Below are 21,197 nucleotides of genomic sequence, written 5' to 3'. Positions count from 1 at the left end.
CATGACGATCTGGAGAGGATGCTGGTTTGCATCGACTGATGGCCGCCTAAAAGCTATCAAATCAATAGCTGCCAGCGCTTGATGGACAAGCGCTGGCAGCCATTTCACTGCGCCTGCACCACCTTCACCCGCGCATTCGGCGCCTCGCCGAACATCTCGGGCGCGTACAGCGCCTCGACGCGGCTGGGCGGGAGCTGGAAGTCGCCCGCGTTGTTCAGGCGCACGGTGTATTCCATCTTCACCGCGCCCTTGGGCAGGTACTCGTAGTAGCTGCGGAAGGACTCGAAGCTGCGCTCCTCGAACGCGGGCCAGCCCCAGCCCTCGCGCTTTTCGCCCTGGGTGGCGATCTCGGAGTCGCGCCCCAGGCCGCTGCCCAGGATGGTGCTGCCGGCCGGGATCGGGTCGGTGATGGCCACCCAGGTCATGTCGGCGGTGCTGGTCACCTCCAGCGTCACGCGCAGCACGTCGCCCCGGGTGTACTGGCCGGCGGGCAGGCCCTTGTTGGCCTGCTCGATGGGAGTGACGGTCTTCTTGATGGCGTAGCCCGCGCTGAAAGGCGCCTTGAGCTGCACGGCCGCCACCGACTGCAGCGTGAGCCAGGGCTTGCCCGCGCCCTGGTGCGTGACGGAAAGGCTTTCCTTGCCGCCCGCCGGGCTCCAGGGCAGAAACATGCCGTTGTTCTTCAGCATGCCCGGCGCAGCGGGCGCGCCGAACCAGGTGCTCTGGTGGGCCGCGCCCGTGGCGTCGCTGGTCTTGATGCGCTCCACCTTGGCCCAGTCCACGCTGGCGTGGGCAGCGCCCATGGCGGCGCGGGTGGTGCCGGCGACGGGCGTGGCCTCGAACCTGGCGCTGAATTTCTCCAGCGCCAGCCCGCCCCAGAAGTTGGCCGTGGTGGTGTGCCAGGCGCCGCCTTGCTGGCGGCTGATGAAGCCGTTGACCAGGCGGCCCATGTCGGGCTGCCACTCGGGGTCGTCCATGACGGCGAGCATCAGGCGCGCGGTGTTGACGTCGCCGTTCTGCATCAGCCACCACCAGTAGTCGTCCTGCTCGGTGGAGAACAGCAGCCTGGTGCCCTGGTAGCTCAGGCGCGCCTTGAGGATCTGCTGGGCTTCCTGCAGGCGCTGGCGGCGCTCGGGCACGCCGTCCACGCGCTTGAGGATGTTGATCCAGTCGATGACCGCGTGCGTGGGCCACTGGTTGGGCGCCACGGTGATGCTGGTGAGCATGCGCGCGTGGGCCTTGCCGTAGCGCGACAGCGCCTCGATGGCGGCGAGCTTGCGCATGTCCAGGTCCTTGCGCGGGCTCCAGAAGTTGCGCTCGATGCGCCCTTCCACAAAGGCGGCCAGGCCGCGCTCCATGGCGGCGCGCGCCTCGTCGGGCAGCGCGAAGGCCGGGTCGAGCCCCGACGCCTCGTGCGTGGCGGCGAGCAGGTAGGCCGTGAGCGTGTCGCTGCCCCGGTTGGCGTCGCCATCGCGCGGCGGGAAGTAGTAGGCCAGGCCGTCGCCGTCCAGGTAGGTGGGCAGTTGCGCCGCCACCGTCTGCCACAGCTTGGCGTCGCGCAGGCCGATGGACTTGCTGGTTTTCTGCTCCAGGCAGGCGAACGGGTAGTGGGCCCACCAGTCGCGCACGCCGGGCAGGCCTTCGGCCAGCTTGGGCTGCAGCGAGAGCTTGAGCCCGCCACGGCCCGGCAGCGCGTCCTGCGGCGGCGCCACGGGCAGCTGCAGGCTGCCATCGACCTGCACCAGCGTGGCCTGCTGCACCGTCAGCGGCACGGCGGGGATGATGCGCTGGCTGGCCTTGAGCGCATCGCGCGCGCCCGAGACGGTGTCGCGCGCCTCGATCTCCCACACGATGGACTCGGCGCGGGTCTGCGCCAGCTGCGCTGGCGCGGTCACGTTCCAGGCCACTTCGCGCGACTCGCCGGCGGGAATGTCCACGGTTTGCTTGTCCAGCGCCAGCAGCGTGGCACGCGGCGCCACCTCCACCTTCATGGCCGCCTGCGTGGTGTTGCGCAGCGTGATCTGGGCGCGGAACTGGTCGTCCTCGCGCACCAGCGGCGGCAGGCCGCTGATGAGCTGCAGGTCCTGCGTGGTGCGCAGCGCTGCCTGGCCGGTGCCGAACTGGCCCGCGCCCAGGTCGGCCACGGCCACGACCTTGAAGGTGGTCAGCGCATCGTTCAGCGGCACCGTGACCTTGGCCTGGCCGTTGGCGTCGAGCTGCAGCGCGGGCTGCCACAGCAGCAGCGTGTCGAACAGCTCGCGCGTGGACGAGCGCCCGCCGCCGCCACCCGCCGGCACGGCCTTGCGGCCGTAGTGGCGCCGGCCAATGATTTCCATCTGCGCCGTGGAGGTGGCCACGCCCCAGCTGCGCCGCTGCAGCATGGCGTCGAGCAGGTTCCAACTGGTGTTGGGCATCAGCTCCAGCAGGGCCTGGTCCACGGCGGCCAGCGCCACCTCGGCCCCGGCGGCCGGCTTGCCGTCCGGCAGCTTGGCGGTGATGGTCACCTGCGCCTTGCCGCGCACCGGGTAGCTTTCCTTGTCGGCCGCCACCTGCACCTGGATCTGGTGCGCCTGCGCGCCCACGCGGATTTCCGCCAGGCCCAGGCGGTAGGCGGGCTTGGACAGGTCCACCAGCGCGGTGGGCGCCACGTACTCGCGCCCCTCGAACCAGAACGCCGTCCACCACTCGCGCGGCGCCTTGTAGCCCCAGGTGAAGAAGCTGTACCACGGCACCTCGCGCAGGCGCCCGCGCAGCGCCAGCACGCTCACGTAGACGTTGGGGCCCCAGCCCTCTTCCACCTTGAGCTGCACCGTCGGGTCCTTGCCGTTGAGTTCCACCACGCGCAGGTCGATGATGCCCTCGCGCTCCACCGCCACCAGCGCCGTGGCGAAGCGGAACGGCATGCGCACCTGCAAGCGCGCCATCTCGCCGGGCTGGTAGCTTTTCTTTTCGGGCAGCAGGTCGATGCGGTCGTGGTCCTCGCCGCCAAACCACAGCTCGCCCTGGCGCGTGATCCAGACCGACGCGGCGGCCTGCGCCTCGTTGCCTTCCTTGTCGCGCGCAGACACCACCAGCTCCACCTCGCCGGGCTCGTCCAGCTTGGCCTCGCACAGCAGCAGGCCGCGGCTGTCGCTCTGGCCGGTGCAGACGGTGCCCAGGTCCTTGGTTTCGGTCTTGTTGTCGTAGCTGTAGAAGCCGCCCACCATGCGCTTGCGCGCCGAGGTGGTGATGCGCGCGATCGCCTGCACCGACAGCGGCACGCCCGCCTGCGGCTTGCCGTCGAGCGCCAGCGCCAGCGCCTGGAAGCGCACGCGGCTGCCGCTGGAGGCCCAGCCCTCGGTCTTCACGCCCGCCACCACGGCGGCGGGCCACAGGGTGTGGGTGCTGCGCAGGGTCTGCACCTCGCCGTTGGGGTCGGCGTAGGTGGCCTCGAGCAGCAGCTCCTGCGCCTCGCGCTGGGCCGGCAGGTTCTCCACCGTCACCTTGCCGGCGCCGCTCTTGTCGAGCGTCACGGGCAGCTTGTCGGCGACCACGCGGCTGTCCTGGCTGGCCGTGGCTTCCTCGTCGTCGCTCTGGCTGGCGGACGATGCATCACGCTTGCGCGGCGCGCTGAAGCTGAAGGCGTCGTAGTCGGGGTACTGCAGCTGCTTGCCGCGCACCAGGGCCGACACGCGCACCGGCAGGTGCGCCGCGCCGCCGCCCGACACGTAGTTGACCTGCACGTCGGCGGGCACGGAGCGCACGCGCACCAGCGCCTTCTTGGCCGAGGGCGCCACGCGCCCTTCGAGTACCGGCAGGCGGAACTCCTCGACCCGGAAGCTGCCGGAATCGAACGACTGGTTCTTGCCGCGCAGCTCCACCTGGTACACGCCCAGCTTGGCGGCGGGCGGAATCTGGAACTGGCTTTGCGCGCTGCGCCCGCCCGTGGCCGTGCCGCGCCACTGCAAGGGCTGGGTGTACTGCTGGCCGCTGCCCACATGGGTGATGACCAGGGTGTCGGGGTTGTGCGGCGGCAAGGCGAAACCCTTGCTGGTCTGGGTGCGCAGCAGGTGCTTCATCGACACCGTTTCGCCCGCGCGCAGCAGCGTGCGGTCAAAGACGGTGTGGGCGATTTCGTCGGGCCGGGGCTCGTTGCTGGTCGGCACGTTGAAGCGCCACGGCTCGATGCCGCGCTGCCAGTCGCTCCAGGTGAAGGCCATGTCCTGCACGCCCTCGTTCAGGGCGCGCGCGCTGACGAAGTAAGCGCTGCGCCACTCCCCCTCGCCCTGGCAGGTGCGCGGCTCGGGCGACAGCCCCTCGAAGCGCGCGATGCCCTGCGCGTCCGTCGTGCCCTGCGCCAGCTCGCGGCCCTCGCAGTCGGACACGCGCACCTGCGCGCCCGCCACGGGCTTGCCCTTGTCCAGCGAGGTGACCCAGGCCGCCGCGTTCTCGCGGCCCAGCTTGAAATGCACGCCCAGGTTGGTCACCAGCGCCGAGGTGCGCACGTACATGGTGCGCTGCGCGCCGTGGCGCGCGTCCAGCAGCGACTGGCCCAGCAGGGGCGAGGCGATCTCCACCACCGAGAAGCCCACCGGCAGCGGAATGCCCACCACCTCGAAGGGACGCGGGTCGTCCTTGGCGGGCCGGGGCAGCTCCAGCTTCTTCACGTTGCCCTGCCCCGCCAGCAGCGACACCATGCGCGACTGCACCCATTCGCTGTCCCCGTCGAGCGCGGCGGGCAGCGCGCCCTTCACGTCGCGCCGCGCCTGCGCGCGCGACACCGTGTAGTCGTCATAGCGCCGCACCTTGCGCAGCCAGGCGATGATCTCGGCGTCGCTGCGCGGCTGCAGCGTGTTCGCCTGCAGGCCGCTCACCTGCAGCGCGGCCTCCACCTTGCGCAGCGTCACCGGCAGCAGCGCGGGCGGGTTGTCGGACGGCGGCCCTTCGGCAAAGCGCTCGACGATGCCGAACGGCGCCGCCGCGAACTTGGCCAGCGGCGGCAGGTCGCCCGTGGCCACGGCCAGGGGAAAGCTGCCGGCATTGGCCAGCACACGGCCCGAGGCGTCCTTGAAATCCTTGGGCAGCAGCAGCTCGAATTGGGTTTGCCCCGCCAGCGGCGCGGCGAACTCCAGGGAAGACACCACGCTGTCGCCGTCGGCAGCGTCCTCGATGCGCGGCTTGACGGTTTCCTGCGCCGACTTCAGCCGCACGCCTTCGGCCAGCTTGCGCGGCACGGGCGCGCTGAAGGCCAGGCGCATGGGCCGGATGGGCAGGCAGGCGGCCTGCGCGTTCTCGCGCTCGCAGGAGAAATCGGCCGTGAACGGCTCGCGCACCTTGTAGTCGAAGCGCTTTTCCACCTGGTTGGCAATGCCGCTGGGCGTGGCCACGCCCTTGCCGAACACCAGTTGCATGCGCGTGCCCGAACTAAGGCGGCGCTGGCACGCCAGCGTGGCGAACTGCAAGGGCTCCTTGGCGGCGCGCTTGTCCAGGCCCTGGGCCTTGAGCAGCGCCTCGCGCTCCTTGCCCGCGATCAGGCGCACCGGCACGCGCTCGCCCACACCGTCCATCACGCACCAGGTGTGCTCCTGCACGCTGGCGGTGGTGGCCGGGCCGTTGAACTGCAGCACGAAGAACTGCTCTTCGTCGATGTCCTCGTAGGTGCCCGGCTGCAGGTTCTGCACGAACGGCCCACCGCTATTGAATTGATAGCTTTTAGCGCCCGCCAGTGGGGCGCCAGCGCCCGATTTGAACCCTGGCACCACGCGCGCCGTGCAGCGCACGCCGGGCGGCAGGTCAGCCTTGAAGTCGAACACCCACTCGCGCTCGCTGGTCCAGCGCCCCTGGCCCTGGCTGGCCTGCGCGTCGTCGCAACTGAGGGTGAGCGGCGCCGGCGCCTTGGGGTCGCCGAAATTCACCGCCGCGCCGTCGAACTTGGCCACCGCCTGGCGCACGCGCGCCACTTCGCCCTGGGGCGAGAAATGGGTAATGGTGAGCGCCTGCGCGGCGCTGGCCGCGAGCCCGAGGCTGGCGGCAAGAATCAAGGGGAAGGAAATAGCGTTCACGCCCGGGCTCCAAGTGAAGGGGCGAGGTTAACCCATCACCACCAGCCAGCCAGGCAACCCACGCCCCATGCAGGCGGCACGCGCCTGTTAGCCAGCGTTGGCTTGGGCCGGTACGTTTCATTACGGTTGCGGGCTTCGACACCCTCCCTCGCCACCCGCCCATGACATCCTCCACGCCAAACCTTGCCCGCGCCCTGGCAAAGCTGGGCGGCACGCTGCTGCGTGCCGCGGCCCTCGCGCTGGCAACGCTGCCCAGCGCCTGGGCCTATTCGTCCGTCGAACTCACGGTCGGCGGCACGCTCTACACCGTGGCCTTCACCCAGCAAAGAACCTACAACCAGTGCACCTACGCCATCACCCACGCGCCCTGGTGGGGCAACAAGACGCTGGCGCAGAACCTAGCCGCCGCTCTGGGCGGACGCCTGGGCGCGCCGACCGTCGGCACCTATGGGCCGCTGTTCGCCTTCCAGACCTACGGTACCGGGCCCACCGGGGTGGACAACGCCGCCTGGAACATCGGCAACACCATCCTCACCAGCAATGGCAACGGCTGGCCCGTCAACAGCAACGGTGTCTATGCCGTCGATCCTTCGCAGGTCGATAGCGCGGGCAACTGCACGGTGGCCGACCTGCAGACCGCGGCGCCGTTCCTGGAGTCGGTCACGCCCGCATCCGGCCCCACGGCGGGCGGCACGGCCATCACCCTCTCCGGCAACAACTTCACTGGCGCCACGGCCGTCACCATCGGCGGCGCGGCCGCGGGCAACGTGCACGTGGTCAGCGACACCACGATCACCGCCACCACCCCCGCCGGCACCCTGGGCAACAAGAGCGTCCTGATCACCACCCCGGGTGGCACCAACACCGCCAACACCCTGTTCGCCTACAAACAGGCACAGGCCGCCCTGGCAGCGCTGGCCACGCCCGGCACCATCGCCGTCGGCGGTACGTCGGCCCTGGGCACCACTGGCGGTTCGGGCGGGGGCGCTGTGAGCTTCCAGCTCGACTCCGGTCCCTGCACGCTGACGGGCAGCCAGCTCACCGGCACAGCCCAGGGCACCTGCGCGGTGACCGCCACCAAGGCGGCGGACGGCAGCTACTTCGCAGCCACCGCCACGGCCAGCGTCACCGTGGTGCCGGCAGCTCCCATCCTGCAATCGGTCACGCCCGCATCGGGTCCCACGGCGGGCGGCACGGCCATCACCCTCTCGGGCAGCAACTTCACCGGTGCCACGGCCGTCACCATCGGCGGCGCGGCGGCGGGCAACGTGCACGTGGTCAACGACACCACGATCACGGCCACCACGCCCACTGGCACCCCGGGCAGCCAGAGCGTGCTGGTCACCACGCCCAGCGGCACCAGTGCCGCCAGCGCCTGGTTCACCTACGCCAAGCAGGCACAGGCCGCCCTGGCGGCGCTGGCCACGCCTGCCGCCATCGCCGTCGGCGGCACGTCGGCCCTGAGTACCACCGGCGGTTCGGGCGGGGGCGCTGTGAGCTTCCAGCTCGACTCCGGCCCCTGCACCCTGGCGGGCAGCCAGCTCACCGGCACGGCCCAGGGCACCTGCGCGGTGACCGCCACCAAGGCGGCGGACAGCAACTACCTCGCGGCCACCGCCACGGCCAGCGTCACCGTGGCGCCCGCCCCCGTCGATGCCGTCTGCGCCAGCCTGCCGGCCACCAGCTTCAAGCCCGCCACCGGCCTGTGCAGCGCAGGCACCCTCAGCCCCGCGGGCGTCTCGCGCGCCGCGCACCAATGGGCCTGGACCTGCGACGGCGCGCATGGCGGTACCGCTGCCGCCTGCACGGTGGACCTGGGCGCCACGGGAAACCAGTCCGGCCTCGCCGCGGTGGAGCTTGGCACGGGCGGCTGGGTGCTGGCACCGCAGGGCAACGGCGCGCTGGAAACCGCGGGCTTCATTCCCGTCAGCGGGCACCCGAAATCGCCGCCCAGCCTGCCGCCGGGCTACGGCTTCCCGCACGCGCTGTTCGACTTCGTGCTCACCGGCGGCGCGGGTGCCGCCACGCTCACCATCACCTACCCCGAACCCCTGCCCGCCGGCACGGTGTACTGGAAGTACGGCCCCAGCCCCGCGGGCTACAACTGCACGGGCACGGCCTGCACGGCGCCGCACTGGTACCAGATGCCCCCGAGCCAGGCGGTGATCGCGGGCAGCACCGTGACCCTGACCATCCACGATGGCGGCGTGGGCGACGACGACCTGGCCGCCAATGGCGTGATCGTGGACCAGGGCGGTCCCGGCGTTGCGCTGGCGGCTCCGGCGGGCGGCCCGGCGGCGATACCGACGCTGTCGGAATGGGCGCTGGCCGCCCTGGCCGCGGCCATGCTGCTGCTGGGCCTGCGCGCGGCGCGGCGCGGGGGACGGGCGCCCCGTTCCTAGAATCGGGCCTGTGAACATTGCGCGTCTTCTCCTGCTCTGGCTGCTGCTGGCCTGCCACGCCACACCGGCTCTGGCCCGCGAGGACCACATCACCCGCCTGGCCGTGCTGGAAGACCGTGATGGCACGCTCGACGTCGAACAGGCCGCGGCGCGCGCCTTCGCCCCCGCGCCACCCGTGCTGGCCATGGGCTACACCCGTGCCGTGCACTGGCTGCGCCTGGAGGTACGGCCGCGCGCCGATGGCGGCGCGCTCGTGCTGCGCATCCGCCCCACCCACATCGACGCCATCACCCTGTTCGAGCCCGACCCGCAGCGCCCCGGGCACTGGACGCGCCGGGCCACGGGCGAGGCCACGGCCTGGATGGAGCGCGAGCACACCTCCACCCAGCACGCCTTCACCGTGCGCCCGCAAGCGCCGGCCACCTACTACCTGCGGCTGCAGAGCACACGCAGCTCCATCCTGCAGGTACAGGCGCTGACGCCGCTGCAGGCGCAGCGGGCCGATGTGCAGGTGCAGCTCGGGCAATGGCTGTTTCTCTCGGTCATGGCGTCCCTGCTGGTATGGGCCGTGCACGACCATCTGCAAAGCCGCGAGCCCGTGGTGGCCTGGTTCGCCGCGGCCCAGGCCGCCTACCTGCTCTATGGCATGGCGATCACCGGGCTGTTCGCGCCGCTGCTGCCCACGGCGCGCCGCCTGCCCGAGCTGACCGTCGCACTGGCGTGCACCGCCGCGCTGGTGTCGCTGGCCTTCCACCGCAAGCTGCTGGCCCTGTTCCAGCCCCCGCGCGCCCTGCTCGGCGTGCTCGACGCGCTCATCGCCGCCAGCGCCTGGGCCATGCTGCTGTGCCTGGGCGGCCGCCCCCTGCAAGGCATGCATCTCAACAGCCTGGTGGTGCTGGCGGCGGGCATCGTCTTCTTCGCGCTGGCGCTGGCCGCGCGGCGCGATGCCCTGCCGGGGCGGCGCACGCTGCGCGTGCTCTATGGCGTGCTGATGCTGTCGCTGCTGGCCACCTTCGCGCCGCTGCTGGGCCTGGCACCCGCCACGGCCTGGAACCTCCAGGGCGGCCTGCTCCAGGGGCTGCTGGGCGCGGGCATGATGGGCAGCGTGCTCTACCTGCGCTCGCGCGGGCTGCGCCGGCAAGGCCTGCAGGCGCAATGGGACCTGGCCAGGTCGCAGCTGCAACTGCAGGAGCAGCAGGCCAAGCTGCAGGAGCAGCAGCACTTCATGGCCATGCTGACACACGAGGTCAAGAACCCGCTGACCACCCTGCGCTGGACGCTGGACATGCTGCCGGCCGACCCCGCGCAGCACCTGCGCATGGACCGCGCCATCGGCAGCATCGAAACCATCGTGGAGCGCTGCCGCCAGGTCGATCGCATGGAGCAAGGGGGCTGGCCGCTCCATCCCCGCGCCTGCGACCTGCACAGCCTGGTGCAGGAGGCCGCCGCGCACTGCCAGGCGCCGCAGCGGCTGCGTCTGGCGCACGCCCACCCCGCGCCAGCGCTGCGCACCGACCCGGTGCTGCTGTCGATGGCGCTGGGCAACCTCATTGACAACGCGCTGAAATACGGGGCGCCGGACACCCCCGTCCTGGTGCGCACGGCCGAGGCCGCCGAAAACGGGCAGGCCCATGTGCGCATCGAGGTCGTCAACCACACCGGCCACACCGGCCTGCCGGAAGACGCGCCGCTGTGCCAGAAGTACTACCGCGGCCCCAACGCCCTGGGCCAGAGCGGGTGCGGCCTGGGGCTGTACCTGGTGCAGGGCATCATGGCGCGCCTGGGCGGCCGCGTCGGCCATGCCACGGAAGGCGCGTGCACGGTCTTCACGCTCACCCAGCCCCTGCAAGGACCAGCGCCATGATGCAGCCCCCGCCTGCCGCCCTGAACCTGCTGGTCGTCGAGGACAACGGCGACCTGCGCGAAGCCATCGTGGACGCCCTTGCCCGCCACGGGCACCGCGTGCACGCCGTGGATTGCGCCGAAGCCGTGCCGGAGCTGCCGGGCCGCGCGGAGATCGACATCATGGTCATCGACCTGAACCTGCCGGGAGAGGACGGCCTCTCGCTGGCACGTCGGCTCCGGCAGGTGCAGCCGCACCTCGGCATCATCATGCTCACGGCGCGCCACCTGACCGAAGACAAGTCGGCCGGCTATGACCACGGCGCCGACATCTACATCACCAAGCCGGCCTCCCCCGCGGAGCTGCATGCCGCCATCCAGGCGCTGGCGCGCCGCATGCGGGCCGCATCGGCCCCGGCCACCGGCGGGCTCGAACTGGACATGCGCCGGCTGGTGCTGCACGGTGCGCCGGGCCAGGCCACGCTGACGCCGAACGAAGTCCAGTTCCTCGCCGCCCTGGTCCGGGCCCCCGGGCAGCGCCTGGAACGCTGGCAACTGCAGCAATGCCTGGACGCCCACAGCAACCCCGCGCTGGAAATGCTGATCGCCCGGCTGCGCAAGAAACTGCAGCCCCTGTGCCGCCAGGAGCACAACCCGATCCAGCCGCTGCGCGGGGTCGGCTACCAGTTGTGCATCGACATCACGCTGCGCTGAGCACGCACCGCCTCACGCGCGCAGCGGCAGCCCCAGTTGCCGGTGGGCCAGCCCCCCGAGTTCGCGGCAGGCCTGCTCCACGGCGGCGTCCACGGGGAAGGCGCAGCCCAGGCGCATGCAGCGCTCGTAGCGCCCCGTGTTGGAAAACATGCTGCCCGGCGACGTGCGGATGCCGCGCGCCAGGGCCTGCGTGAAAAGTTCGGAAGACGAGACGCCTTCGGGAAATTCGAGCCACAGGCACAGGCCGCCCGGCGGCAGGCTCAGCCGCGTGCCCAGCGGAAAGTGGCGCGCCACCAGGCGCGCCATGGCCTCGCGCTGGCGGCGCAGCTGCAGCCTGAGCTGCTGCAGGCTGCGCAGGTGGGCCGGCGCGCCCACGCAGGCGGCGGCCAGCAACTGCGCCAGCGGCTGGGTATGGCGGGTCTGGGCGAACTTGAGCATCTGCACCCGGCCATGCCACTGGCCCGCGTTCATCCAGCCCTGGCGCAGGCCCGGCGCCATGCTCTTGTTGAACGCCTCGCAATAGATCACCTGCCCCCGGGTATCCCAGTGCTTGAGGGGGCGCGTGGGCATGTCGGACTCGACGAACAGGCTGTACGAATCGTCCTCGATCAGCGCCACGCCATGGGCCGTGCACAGCTCCACCAGGCGCGCCTTGTGCGCGTCCGGCATGCGGGTGCCTTGCGGCATCTGCAATTCGGGCACGGCCACCACGGCCTTGAGGCGCGGCTGCGTGCGCAGCGCCAGCTCCAGCGCCTCCAGCGACAGCCCGGTGCGCGGGCTGCAGGGAATCTCCAGCGCCTGCATCTGCAGCGCCTCGATGACCTGCAGCAGCCCGTAGTACGTGGGGGACTCCACCGCCACCACGTCGCCCGGCGCCGCCACGGCGGCGAGCGCCAGGCTGACGGCCTCGGAATTGCCCGTGGTGGCCAGCACGTCCGCAGGTGCGATGCACATGCCCGCCGCCAGGGCGCGCCGGGCCATGGCCTGCTGGAACTCCGGGTGCGTGCCCAGCAGCGCGCGCCCCTGCACCAGCAGGTCCGGCTGCTCGCGCAGCAGGCGCGCCACGGTGCGGTTCAGGAAAGCGCGGTCGAACAGCTCCGGCGGCGGCGTGGCGCCGCCCAGGTCCACGCGCACGTCGGCCTGGCGGCCGCGCTCCAGCAGCAGCGAAATGCGCTCGTTGATGCCGGCGTAGCGCTTCTGGGGCACCGGCGTCACGGGCCGGCTCAGGTCCGGCTCGCGCGCCTGCGCCAGCCCTTCGGGCTGCCCGCCGCGCACGAAGTAGCCCACGCGCGGGCGCGCCTCGACATGCCCCTGCTCCTCCATATGGCGCAGCACCTGCAGGGCCGTGGACAGGCTCACGCCATGGCGCCGCATGAGCGTGCGCACCGAGGGCATGCGCTCGCCCGCCCGCAGAGTGCCCTGCACCATCGCCTGGCGGTATTCGGCGGCGAGCTGGCGGTACAGGGCAGGCGGAGGGGAGGCGGTGGTCTGGCGCGTCATGCAGGGGGTGGATGTTGCCGCAGAACCTGCAAGCACAACAGATACAGATGGCCCGCGCAAGCACCGGAACAGCCGCGCCCTTTTCCGAGCTGCTGCGGTGCGCGGCGCGCGGGCTGTGTCTGTTGCATTGCAGCATGCCGGCCTACGCTGGCGGCATCGATTTCTCTCACGCCAGGACTGCCATGCCAACCCCTTACAGCCCCCCCACCACGCACCGCCTGGGCCCCGGCCAGGAACTGAGCCTGCCGCTGGCCGAAGGCAGCGAGCTGTTCTGCAAGCGCGGCCCGCTGCACCTCACCATCCACCCGCTGGACGCGGCCGGCACCCCGCAGGCGCTGGTGCTGTACCCCGGCCAGGGCTGGCGCGCGCCGCAGGACCTGTGGCTGCGGCTCACGCCCGCAGGGCCAGGCGCCGCCGCGCTGGAACTGCATGCCGCAGCCCCGGCCAGCCAGCCGCCCAGCGCCGCACCCGGGCCGTGGCGCCAGTGCATGGCCGGCCTGCGCAAGCTGCGGCAGGTGCTGGGCGCCGCCCAGGCAACCGGCGCGCCGTGACAGGCAGCGCGTCTATGCCTTGCGCTCCCAGACAGCGGCGAAGAAGCCATCCGTCTGGTGCAGGTGCGGCCACAGGCGCAGGTAGCGCTGGCCGCTCTCGCCGCCGCGGCACAGGCTGGCGGCCTGCGCCACCTTGAGCTGTTCCAGCAGCGCGCCCGCCTCCTGCGGCACGAAGTCCGGGTGCGCGGCGGAAAAGGCCTCGGCAATGGCCTCGTTCTCCTCGGGCAGCACGCTGCAGGTGGCATACACCAGGCGCCCGCCCGGCTTCACCAGGCGCGCGGCGCTCGCCAGGATGGCGGCCTGCTTCGCCGCCAGCTCCTGCACGCCTTCGGGCGACTGGCGCCACTTCAGGTCGGGGTTGCGGCGCAGCGTGCCCAGGCCGGAGCACGGCGCATCGACCAGCACGCGGTCGATCTTGCCCGCTAGGCGCTTGACGCGCTCGTCGCGCTCGTGCGCGATGGCGGCGGGGTGCACGTTCGACAGGCCCGAGCGCGCCAGGCGCGGCTTGAGCGCGTCGAGCCGGTGGCCCGACACGTCGAACGCATACAGCCGCCCGGTGTTGCGCATCTGCGCGCCGATGGCCAGGGTCTTGCCGCCCGCGCCGGCGCAGAAGTCCACCACCATCTCGCCGCGCCTGGCGTCGAGCAGCAGCGCGAGCAGTTGCGAGCCTTCGTCCTGCACCTCGATGGCGCCGCGCTGGAACGCCTCCAGCTTGGCCAAGGCCGGCTTGCCCTGCACGCGCAGGCCCCAGGGGGAATACGGCGTTGCTACCGATTCAATAGCTGCTTGCGCAAGCTCCTTCTCGATTTCAGGCCGTTTTGCCACCAAGGCGTTGACGCGCAGGTCGAGCGGAGCGCTCTGCGACAGGCTGGCCACCAGGGGCCAGAAGCCGTCGCCGAGCTGGCTTTTCAGCGGCGCGGCCAGCCACTGCGGCAGGTTGTGGCGCTGGGGTTCGAGCAGGTCTTCCTCGCGCACGCGGTCGCAGGCGTCGAGCCAGTCCTTTTCCTGCGGCGTCAGCGCGCTCTTGAGGAAGTCGCGCGAACCGCGCTGGGCGCGCGGGTCGGCGCGGCGGGCCTGCTCGTCGATCTGGCTGGCGAAGCCGAGGATGGCCAGGCGCCGCTCCTTCGGGCCGGAGCCCGAGCGCGCGAGCTGCTCGAACAGCGGCTTCCTGCGCAGCACGGCGTAGGCGGTCTCGGCCAGCGTGGCGCGCTCGCGGGGGCCGAGCGCGCGGTGGTCACGGAAATAGCGCGACACCACGGCATCGGCCGGGTGCTCGAAGGTCAGGGTCAGACGCACCAGCTCGGCGCAGGCGTCCAGAAGGGCTTTGGGATGCATGGGGGCGATTGTCCCATTGCGCGCCGCGGCCCGGCTCAGCGCGTGAATACCGGCACATGCGCATGGGCGCGGATTTCCTGCAGCGTGGGCGACTCGCCCGCCCACAGCACGAGCGCTGGCCCCGGCAGGCGCAGGCCGCGCTCCAGCGCGCGGCAGAGCGGGTAGCGCGCATCGTCCGGCAGGCCGGGCAGCTCCACGAAGACGACGTAGGCGCGCCGCCCCGGAAACTCGCGCAGGCGCTTGCACACGATCCACGCCGCCGCCACGGGCTTGCAGCGCGCCAGCTCGGCCTGCACCTCGCCCAGCGCGAAAGCGCCCAGGTCGTGCGGCGCGGTCTGGCTGAAGCACGGGGTCTGCGTCAGCTCCTCCCAGGCGCGCGCCTCGCCCTCCTGCGCCTGCCGGTGCCGCTCGCGCCACAGCTTGAGGGCGTCCGCATCGTGCTCCAGGCCGGGGCGCGGCGTTTCCAGTTCTTCGACGGCCGTGCACGCCGCCCACCAGCGCTGGTCGCCGCCCGCGTCCCACAGGCGCTGCAGCCCTTGCAGGCGCGCGGCGCGGTCGTCCCCGGGCAGCGTCTGCACCAGCCCGCGCAAGGCGCCCAGGTGCCCATCGCGGCGCCGCAGGGCGAGTTCGTACAGCGGGCGCACCGGGGCCTGCGGGTCGAGCTGGCGGCGCAGCGTGGCTTCTTCGGCCAGTTCGTCGGCGCTGCCCTGCGCACGCGCGGCGGCCAGGGCCTGCACCCGCGCCCGCACGCGGCCGAGCCAGGCGTGGTGCTGCTTCCAGTCGCTGGCGTTGTCCTTGCACCAGGCGCGGTCGAAGTGCGCGATCCAGCGTTCGGCCTCGCCGAGCAGCCCCAGCGCGCCGCGGCGCGACCAGTCGGGCAGCGCGGGCGCGCCGCCCAGGGCCTCGACGCGGTCGCGCAGGCCGGGGTGGGTGTCGTCCACGCCGCTCAGGCGCGCCAGCGCCTGGCGCAGCGCCTCGCGCGCGAAGGCCGGCTCGGGCGCGTGCGCAAGCTGGCCGCGCATCGCCTGGTACGGCCCCACGGGCAGCGCGTGCGCCGCCGCCGCGCGCCAGTGGCCGGCCCAGAAGTGCGCCTGCAGCCAGGCGCCCTTGACCTCGACCTCGATGAGCGCCGCCACGGCCGCCTCGCGCCCGAGCAGGCGGCCGGCGATGCGGTCGGCCTCGTACTCGTCCTGGCGCGCCAGCGCGAAGGTCTTGGCCGCGAAGCGCGGAAAGTACCAGTCCAGGAACGCCTGGGTGGCCGCGGCCACGGGCCCGGCGTCGCCGCGCATGCCGTCGTGCAGGCGCAGCCACGACAGGCGCGTGCGGTAGATCCAGGCGGCGAAGCGCCCGTGGCCGCCGCGCAGGTGCCCGTACTCGTGCGCCAGCACGGCCAGCAGGCGCGCCTTGTCGAGCGCCATGAGCAGCGGCAGGCCGATGGTGAGGGTATTCACCGCGCCGCCGAACAGGCCCCAGCGCGGCGTCTGGCGGATGCTGGCGTTGAAGTCGCCATCCAGGTAGACGGCGTGCAGCGGCGGGCCCTTGACCTTGCGGCGGATGCGCTCCAGCGCATCGAACAGCGCGGGCGCGTCGCGCGCGGTGATCCGCAGGCCCTCGGGCGCGTCCAGCCGCACCCAGAGGGCGCGCAGGCTGGTCCACAGCAGGCCCAGCGCGGCGATCAGCACCCACACCAGCGCGAAACGCAAGCGCCCGGCCAGCACCTGCGGCAGCGCCCAGGCCACCAGCGCGCCCGCCAGCAGCAGGCAGCCCAGCACCCAGGCATAGCCCAGCGCGGCGAACGCCGCGACGCTGCGGCGGTAGGCGCGGCTGTTTTCGGCGCAGGCATGTTCGCTCAGGCGCACCAAGTGCACGAAATCGGCCTGGTCCATGGAAACTCCCCCCGGGGTGGCATAGGATGCTGCGCGGCCCCCTTTGCCGCGGCCGCACATGCTACCCAAACCGCCCATGGCTTCCGACGCCGACCTCCCTCCCCTGCCCCGCGTGCCCGCCTGCCTGTACCGCCATTACAAGGGCGGCCTGTATGAAGTGCTGGGCACCGCGCGCCACAGCGAAACGCTGGAGCCCCTGGTGGTGTACCGCGCGCTGTACGGCGCGCACGGCCTGTGGGTGCGGCCTGCGGCGATGTTCACCGAAACAGTGGTGATCGGCGGCGTGCGCCAGCCCCGCTTCACGGCCCTGGAGGATTTGAATGAAAACAGCCTCTAGCCCTTTCCCATAAAGCGCTAGCAGCTATTCATTCAGTAGCGAATTGGCGCGCGGCAGCACCAGCGTGGCGCACAGGCCGCCGCCCTCGGCGTTGTGCAGTTGCAGGCTGCCGCCGTGGCGCTCGGCGATGTCGCGGGCAATGGACAGCCCCAGGCCCACGCCGCCATGCGCGCGGTTGCGCGAGGCCTCGGCGCGGTAGAACGGCTCGAACACCCGGTCCAGCTCCGCCTCGGGCAGGCCCGGGCCGTGGTCGCGCACGGCGATGCGCACGCAGGCGCCGTCGTCGGCCAGTGTGACCTCGGCGCCGCCGCCATAGCGCACGGCGTTTCCTATCAGATTGGCGATGCAGCGGCGCAGCGCGCCGGCCTGCGCGGGCAGGGGGCCGGCATGGCCCGCCACCTGCACGGAGTGGCCGCAGTCGGCCGCGTCGTCGGCCAGGCTCTGCACCAGGGCCTGCACGTCCAGCGGCGCCAGGGGTTCGCCAGCGGCCACGCCGCGCAGGTGGTCCAGCGTGGCGCCGATCATGGCGTCCATCTCGGCGATGTCGCGCGCGAAGCGTGCGCGCTCGGTGCCGTCGGGCAGGGCCTCGGCGCGCAGGCGCAGGCGGGTCAGCGGCGTGCGCAGGTCGTGCGAGACGGCCGCCACGAAGCGGTCGCGGTCCTGCAGCTGGCGGCGGATGCGCGCCTGCATCTGGTTGAAGACGCGGCTGGCCTCGCGGCATTCGCGCGTGCCGTCCTCGGGCAGCGGCGGGCGGGCGATGTCGCGGCCCAGCTCGCGCGCGGCGGCGGCCAGGCGGTCGATGGGCCGGGCCAGCCAGCGCGCGGCCACCCAGGCGGCCAGCAGCAGCACGCCCAGGCGCACGCCGATGTCCAGCAGCAGGCCCGCGTGCAGCGCCGGCGGGCCGGGGGGCGGCACGGCCATGGCGTGCGCCCCGGGGGGCGGGGGCGGCGGCGCGGGGCGCGCCGGGCGCAGCTCGAACATCAGCGTGAGCGCCAGCACATGGCTCACCAGCACGGCCGCGGCCAGCAGCAGCGCCAGGCGGCCGAACAGCGTGTCCGGCAGGCAGCGCGCCAGCGCGGCACGCAGGCGCGCAGCACTCACGCCGGCCCTCCGGTGTAGCCCTGCACGTCCTGCGCGTTGAAGACGTAGCCCGCGCCGCGTATGGTCTTGATGATGGACGGATCGCGCGGGTCGTCGCTGAGCTTGTGGCGCAGGCGCGAGACCAGCAGGTCGATGCTGCGCTCCAAGGCATCCATGGCCCGGCCGCGCGCCTGTTCCATGAGCTGGTCGCGGCTGCACACGCGCCGGGGCATGCCGAGGAAGGTCCAGAGCAGGCGGAACTCGGCGTTCGACAGCGGCACCACCACGCCGCGCGGCGACACCAGGTGGCGCTCCAGCCGGTGCAGCGCCCAGCCGTCGAAGCGCACCACCCCGGGCGGCGGCGCGGCGCGCGCGCCCAGGCGGCGCAGCACGCTCTGGATGCGCGCCACCAGCTCGCGCGGCTCGAACGGCTTGGCCATGTAGTCGTCGGCGCCCATTTCCAGGCCGAGCACGCAGTCGTAGGGGTTGGCGCGCGCGGTGAGCATGATGATGGGCACCTGCGTGCGCTGGCGCAGCTCGCGCGCCAGCGTCAGGCCGTCGGTGCCCGGCAGCATGATGTCGAGCACGATGAGGTCGATGGGGTGCGCCGCCAGTTGCGCGCGCAGCGCCGGGCCGTCGCCCGCCGCATGGGCGGTGAAGCCGAAGCGGGCAAGGTACTGGGTCAGCAGCGTGGTGATGTCTTCGTCGTCGTCGACGACCAAGATGTGGGACATGCGCGTGGAATGTGGCCGGGGCGCGCCAGTGTAGGAAGCGCGCCCGCCACGGCAAGCGGCGATGTGCGCGGCCTTTGCCCGCCAGTTCGGTGGCTCGGGCGGGCTTTTGTACCGGCCCCGGTACAAACAGGACAACAGCGGTTTACGCGCCCCTTCAAGAATCGGTTCCAGGCCGGGGCTGCTCGTCCTGGCCCTGAACGAAAGGAACCCACCATGACGAGCATCAGTAGCGTCGGCAGCGCCTGGTCCAGCGCCAGCCTGCAGCGCAGCGCGGGCCAGCGCACCCCCGAAAAACTGCTCTCCAAGCTGGACACCGACCAGAGCGGCGGCGTGGACGGCACGGAGCTGCAGTCCTTGATCGACGACGTGGCGCAAAAGACCGGCATGGGCCTGGACACCAGCGCCAAGGACATGCTGGCGCAGTACGACGCCGACGGCGACGGCAGCCTGAACGGCGAGGAACTGGGCAGCGCGATGAAGAACCTGCTGCCGCCCCCGCCCACCACGATGGAGTTCGCCCAGTCGCGCGGCATGGAGCGCGGCATGGCCGGCGACGACCTGTTCGGCAAGGTGGACAGCGATGGCGACGGCAGCGTGAGCCAGGACGAACTGCAGGGCCTGCTGGAAAAGATGTCCGGCGGCACGGCCAGCAAGACGGGCACCCGCAGCGATGAACTGTTCGCCCAGCTCGACACGGACGGCGACGGCCAGCTCTCGCAGGCCGAATTCGACGCGGGGCGTCCGTCGGAGCAGGCATCCGGCACGGCGGGCGGGGGCATGCACCCGCCGCCGCCCGGTGGCCCGGGTGGGCCCGGCGGTCCGGGCGGTGCGGGTGGCGCGCAGTCCAGCAGCACCACCTACGATCCGCTCGACACCAATGAAGACGGCACCGTCTCGCTGGCCGAGCGCCTGGCCGGCAGCAGCAGCGCGCAGGAGGCGGCGCAGGCCCTGTTCTCCGCCATCGACACCGATGGCGACCAGAAGCTGAGCAGCACCGAGGCGCAGACCTTCATCGACCAGCTGACCGCTGCAGCCACCCAGGCCGGCACCGGCACGCAGCAGGAACAGGGCACGACGCTGAACCTGGTGCAACTGGCCGAGCAGGCCAAGCGCGAGTACGAGGCGATCGCCGCCGCCGGCAGCACGGCCAGCACCACGGCCAGCAGCGTGAGCGCGCAGGTTTAAGAAGGTGTGAACGAATCCGCCATGCCCGCTCATCCCGCAAAAACGCACGCCCTCGGCGTTGCAAATGCACTTCAATAGCCCGCGCTATGGCTGCGCTTTGCGCCTTGATGGCGCACGTTTGTGCGGCCTGCTCGGAAACGCCGGATTCATTCACACCTTCTGAGGCCTGCAGGATTGATAGGGAAAATAGCTTCCGGCGCTTGCCCAGCAAGCGCCGGAAGCTATTGTTTTTGCAGCAACCCGGCCACGGCGCGCGGATAGATCACGTGCTCCTGCGTGAGCACGCGCGCGGCCAGGGTGTCGGCCGTGTCGCCTTCCAGCACCGGCACCACGGCCTGTTCCAGGATGGGGCCCACGTCCAGCTCGGCCGTCACCAGGTGCACGGTGCAGCCGGCGAACTTGCAGCCGGCCTCCAGCGCGCGCTGGTGCGTGTGCAGCCCGGTGAAGGCCGGCAGCAGCGAGGGATGGATGTTGACCAGCCGTCCCGCGTAGCGCGCGACGAAGCCCGGCGTGAGAATGCGCATGAACCCGGCCAGCACCACCACGGCGGGGTCGTGGCGGTCGATCACCTCGGCCAGCGCGGCGTCGAAGGCCTCGCGGCTGCCGAAGGCCTTGTGGTCCAGCACCTCGGTGGCAATGCCCTGTTCGCGCGCGAACGCGAGCCCCTTGGCGTCGGCCTTGTTGCTCACCACGGCGGCCACGCGGGCGCCCAGGGTGCGCGCCCAGTCCTGCTGCTGCGCGGTACGCACGATGGCGGCCATGTTGGAGCCGCCGCCGGAGATCAAAATCACGATGTTTTTCATTTGCTCCGGATTATCCCGCCATGCCCTTCGATCCCCGCCAACAGCCCCTCACCCCCGCGCAGGCCCGCGTGCTCGCCACGCTGCTCGAAAAGGCGCGCACCGTGCCCGACAGCTACCCGCTCACGCTCAACGCGCTGGTGACCGGCTGCAACCAGAAAACCAGCCGCGACCCGGTGATGCAGGTCACCGACGGCGAAGCCCAGGAGGCGCTGGAAGGGCTGCGCCGCATGGCGCTGGCGGTGGAGATCAGCAGCCAGCGCGCCACGCGCTGGGAGCACAACTTTCCGCGCGGCGTGGGCGTGCCCGACCAGTCGGCCGTGCTGCTGGGCCTGCTGATGCTGCGCGGCCCGCAGACGGCAGGCGAGCTGCGCATCAACGCCGAGCGCTGGCACCGCTTCGCCGACATTTCCTCGGTCGAGGCCTTTCTCGACGAGCTGCAAGAGCGCAGCGACGAGAAAGGCGGCCCGCTCGTGGTGCTGCTGCCGCGCGCGCCCGGCGCGCGCGAGCCGCGCTGGGCGCACCTGCTGTGCGGCCCGGTGGACATGGAGGCGCTGCAGGCCGCCACCAGCCCCGGGGCCCCGGCCAGCGGCGCCCTGCAGGCGCGCGTGGAAGCGCTGGAAGCCGAAGTGGCCGCCCTGCAGGCCACGGTGCGCCGCCTGTGCGCGGAACTGGGCGTGGAGCCGGACACGGAACCAGGCACGGGATCAGGCATTGATGCCCCCATGTCGCCACCCGGACAGGAATAAAACGAACGACCGTGCTACAAATACCGCCTCACAGGAGACAT

The 21,197-nt window shown here is 71.9% G+C and carries 14 protein-coding genes; 7 read left to right on the top strand and 7 right to left on the bottom strand.

The features are described from left to right. Positions 1 to 104: 104 nt before the first annotated feature. Positions 105 to 6,017, bottom strand: coding sequence for an alpha-2-macroglobulin (locus tag YS110_20010; GenBank protein UJB67532.1), 5,913 nt, complete (start codon positions 6,015 to 6,017; stop codon positions 105 to 107). A gap of 185 nt (positions 6,018 to 6,202) precedes the next feature. Between YS110_20010 and YS110_20005 the strand changes: the two genes are divergently transcribed. The 3 genes from YS110_20005 to YS110_19995 are packed head-to-tail and all read left to right on the top strand — an operon-like array spanning position 6,203 to position 10,999. Then, positions 6,203 to 8,443 carry an IPT/TIG domain-containing protein gene (locus YS110_20005; protein ID UJB66886.1) on the top strand — a complete coding sequence of 747 codons (2,241 nt, stop codon included), beginning with the start codon at positions 6,203 to 6,205 and terminating at the stop codon, positions 8,441 to 8,443. Positions 8,444 to 8,453: 10 nt separating this feature from the next. Beyond that, a complete protein-coding gene (locus YS110_20000) occupies positions 8,454 to 10,307 on the top strand; it encodes a hypothetical protein (GenBank protein ID UJB66885.1) in 1,854 nt (617 codons plus the stop codon). Continuing rightward, positions 10,307 to 10,999 (top strand): response regulator transcription factor, encoded by a 693-nt coding sequence (locus YS110_19995; protein ID UJB67531.1) that lies wholly within the window; start codon positions 10,307 to 10,309, stop codon positions 10,997 to 10,999. The genes YS110_20000 and YS110_19995 overlap by 1 nt, the downstream gene beginning before the upstream one ends. A 12-nt stretch (positions 11,000 to 11,011) precedes the next feature. Here YS110_19995 and YS110_19990 read toward each other — a convergent pair whose 3' ends face one another. Continuing rightward, complete coding sequence (locus tag YS110_19990; GenBank protein UJB66884.1) at positions 11,012 to 12,499, bottom strand: PLP-dependent aminotransferase family protein; 1,488 nt, start codon at positions 12,497 to 12,499, stop codon at positions 11,012 to 11,014. Between the two features lie 182 nt (positions 12,500 to 12,681). On the opposite strand from YS110_19990, the gene YS110_19985 reads away from it, so the two are divergent. Continuing rightward, positions 12,682 to 13,050, top strand: a complete 369-nt coding sequence (locus YS110_19985) for a hypothetical protein (GenBank protein UJB66883.1) — start codon at positions 12,682 to 12,684, stop codon at positions 13,048 to 13,050. A gap of 12 nt (positions 13,051 to 13,062) precedes the next feature. On the opposite strand, the gene YS110_19980 is transcribed toward YS110_19985, so the two are convergent. Together YS110_19980 and YS110_19975 are read right to left on the bottom strand one after the other, a co-directional pair. Further along, positions 13,063 to 14,385: an RsmB/NOP family class I SAM-dependent RNA methyltransferase gene (locus tag YS110_19980; GenBank protein UJB66882.1), complete on the bottom strand. Its 1,323-nt coding sequence runs from the start codon at positions 14,383 to 14,385 to the stop codon at positions 13,063 to 13,065. A 35-nt stretch (positions 14,386 to 14,420) separates the two neighbouring features. Next, positions 14,421 to 16,271, bottom strand: coding sequence for a M48 family metalloprotease (locus YS110_19975; protein UJB66881.1), 1,851 nt, complete (start codon positions 16,269 to 16,271; stop codon positions 14,421 to 14,423). Positions 16,272 to 16,347: 76 nt separating this feature from the next. On the opposite strand from YS110_19975, the gene YS110_19970 reads away from it, so the two are divergent. Then, positions 16,348 to 16,608, top strand: a complete 261-nt coding sequence (locus tag YS110_19970) for a DUF1653 domain-containing protein (GenBank protein ID UJB66880.1) — start codon at positions 16,348 to 16,350, stop codon at positions 16,606 to 16,608. 24 nt (positions 16,609 to 16,632) lie between these two features. Here the strand turns inward: YS110_19970 and YS110_19965 are convergent, their stop codons facing one another. Together YS110_19965 and YS110_19960 are read right to left on the bottom strand one after the other, a co-directional pair. Further along, a complete protein-coding gene (locus YS110_19965) occupies positions 16,633 to 17,682 on the bottom strand; it encodes a HAMP domain-containing protein (GenBank protein UJB67530.1) in 1,050 nt (349 codons plus the stop codon). Between the two features lie 23 nt (positions 17,683 to 17,705). Further along, positions 17,706 to 18,422 (bottom strand): response regulator transcription factor, encoded by a 717-nt coding sequence (locus YS110_19960; protein ID UJB66879.1) that lies wholly within the window; start codon positions 18,420 to 18,422, stop codon positions 17,706 to 17,708. A gap of 213 nt (positions 18,423 to 18,635) precedes the next feature. Here YS110_19960 and YS110_19955 point away from each other — a divergent pair, with 213 nt between their 5' ends. Further along, a complete protein-coding gene (locus YS110_19955; GenBank protein UJB66878.1) occupies positions 18,636 to 19,607 on the top strand; it encodes an EF-hand domain-containing protein in 972 nt (323 codons plus the stop codon). Positions 19,608 to 19,828: 221 nt separating this feature from the next. Here the strand turns inward: YS110_19955 and YS110_19950 are convergent, their stop codons facing one another. Then, on the bottom strand, positions 19,829 to 20,410 hold the full coding sequence (locus YS110_19950; protein ID UJB66877.1) for a phosphoribosylglycinamide formyltransferase: 582 nt from the start codon (positions 20,408 to 20,410) through the stop codon (positions 19,829 to 19,831). Between the two features lie 20 nt (positions 20,411 to 20,430). On the opposite strand from YS110_19950, the gene YS110_19945 reads away from it, so the two are divergent. Beyond that, entirely contained in the window at positions 20,431 to 21,156 is a 726-nt protein-coding gene (locus YS110_19945; GenBank protein ID UJB66876.1) for a YceH family protein, read from the top strand. Positions 21,157 to 21,197: the final 41 nt, after the last annotated feature.

The organism is Acidovorax sp. YS12 (assembly GCA_021496925.1).
Classification (GTDB): domain Bacteria; phylum Pseudomonadota; class Gammaproteobacteria; order Burkholderiales; family Burkholderiaceae_C; genus Paenacidovorax.
Note: the sequence above shows the minus strand (reverse complement) of the source record. Positions and strands in the feature narration are given on the sequence as shown.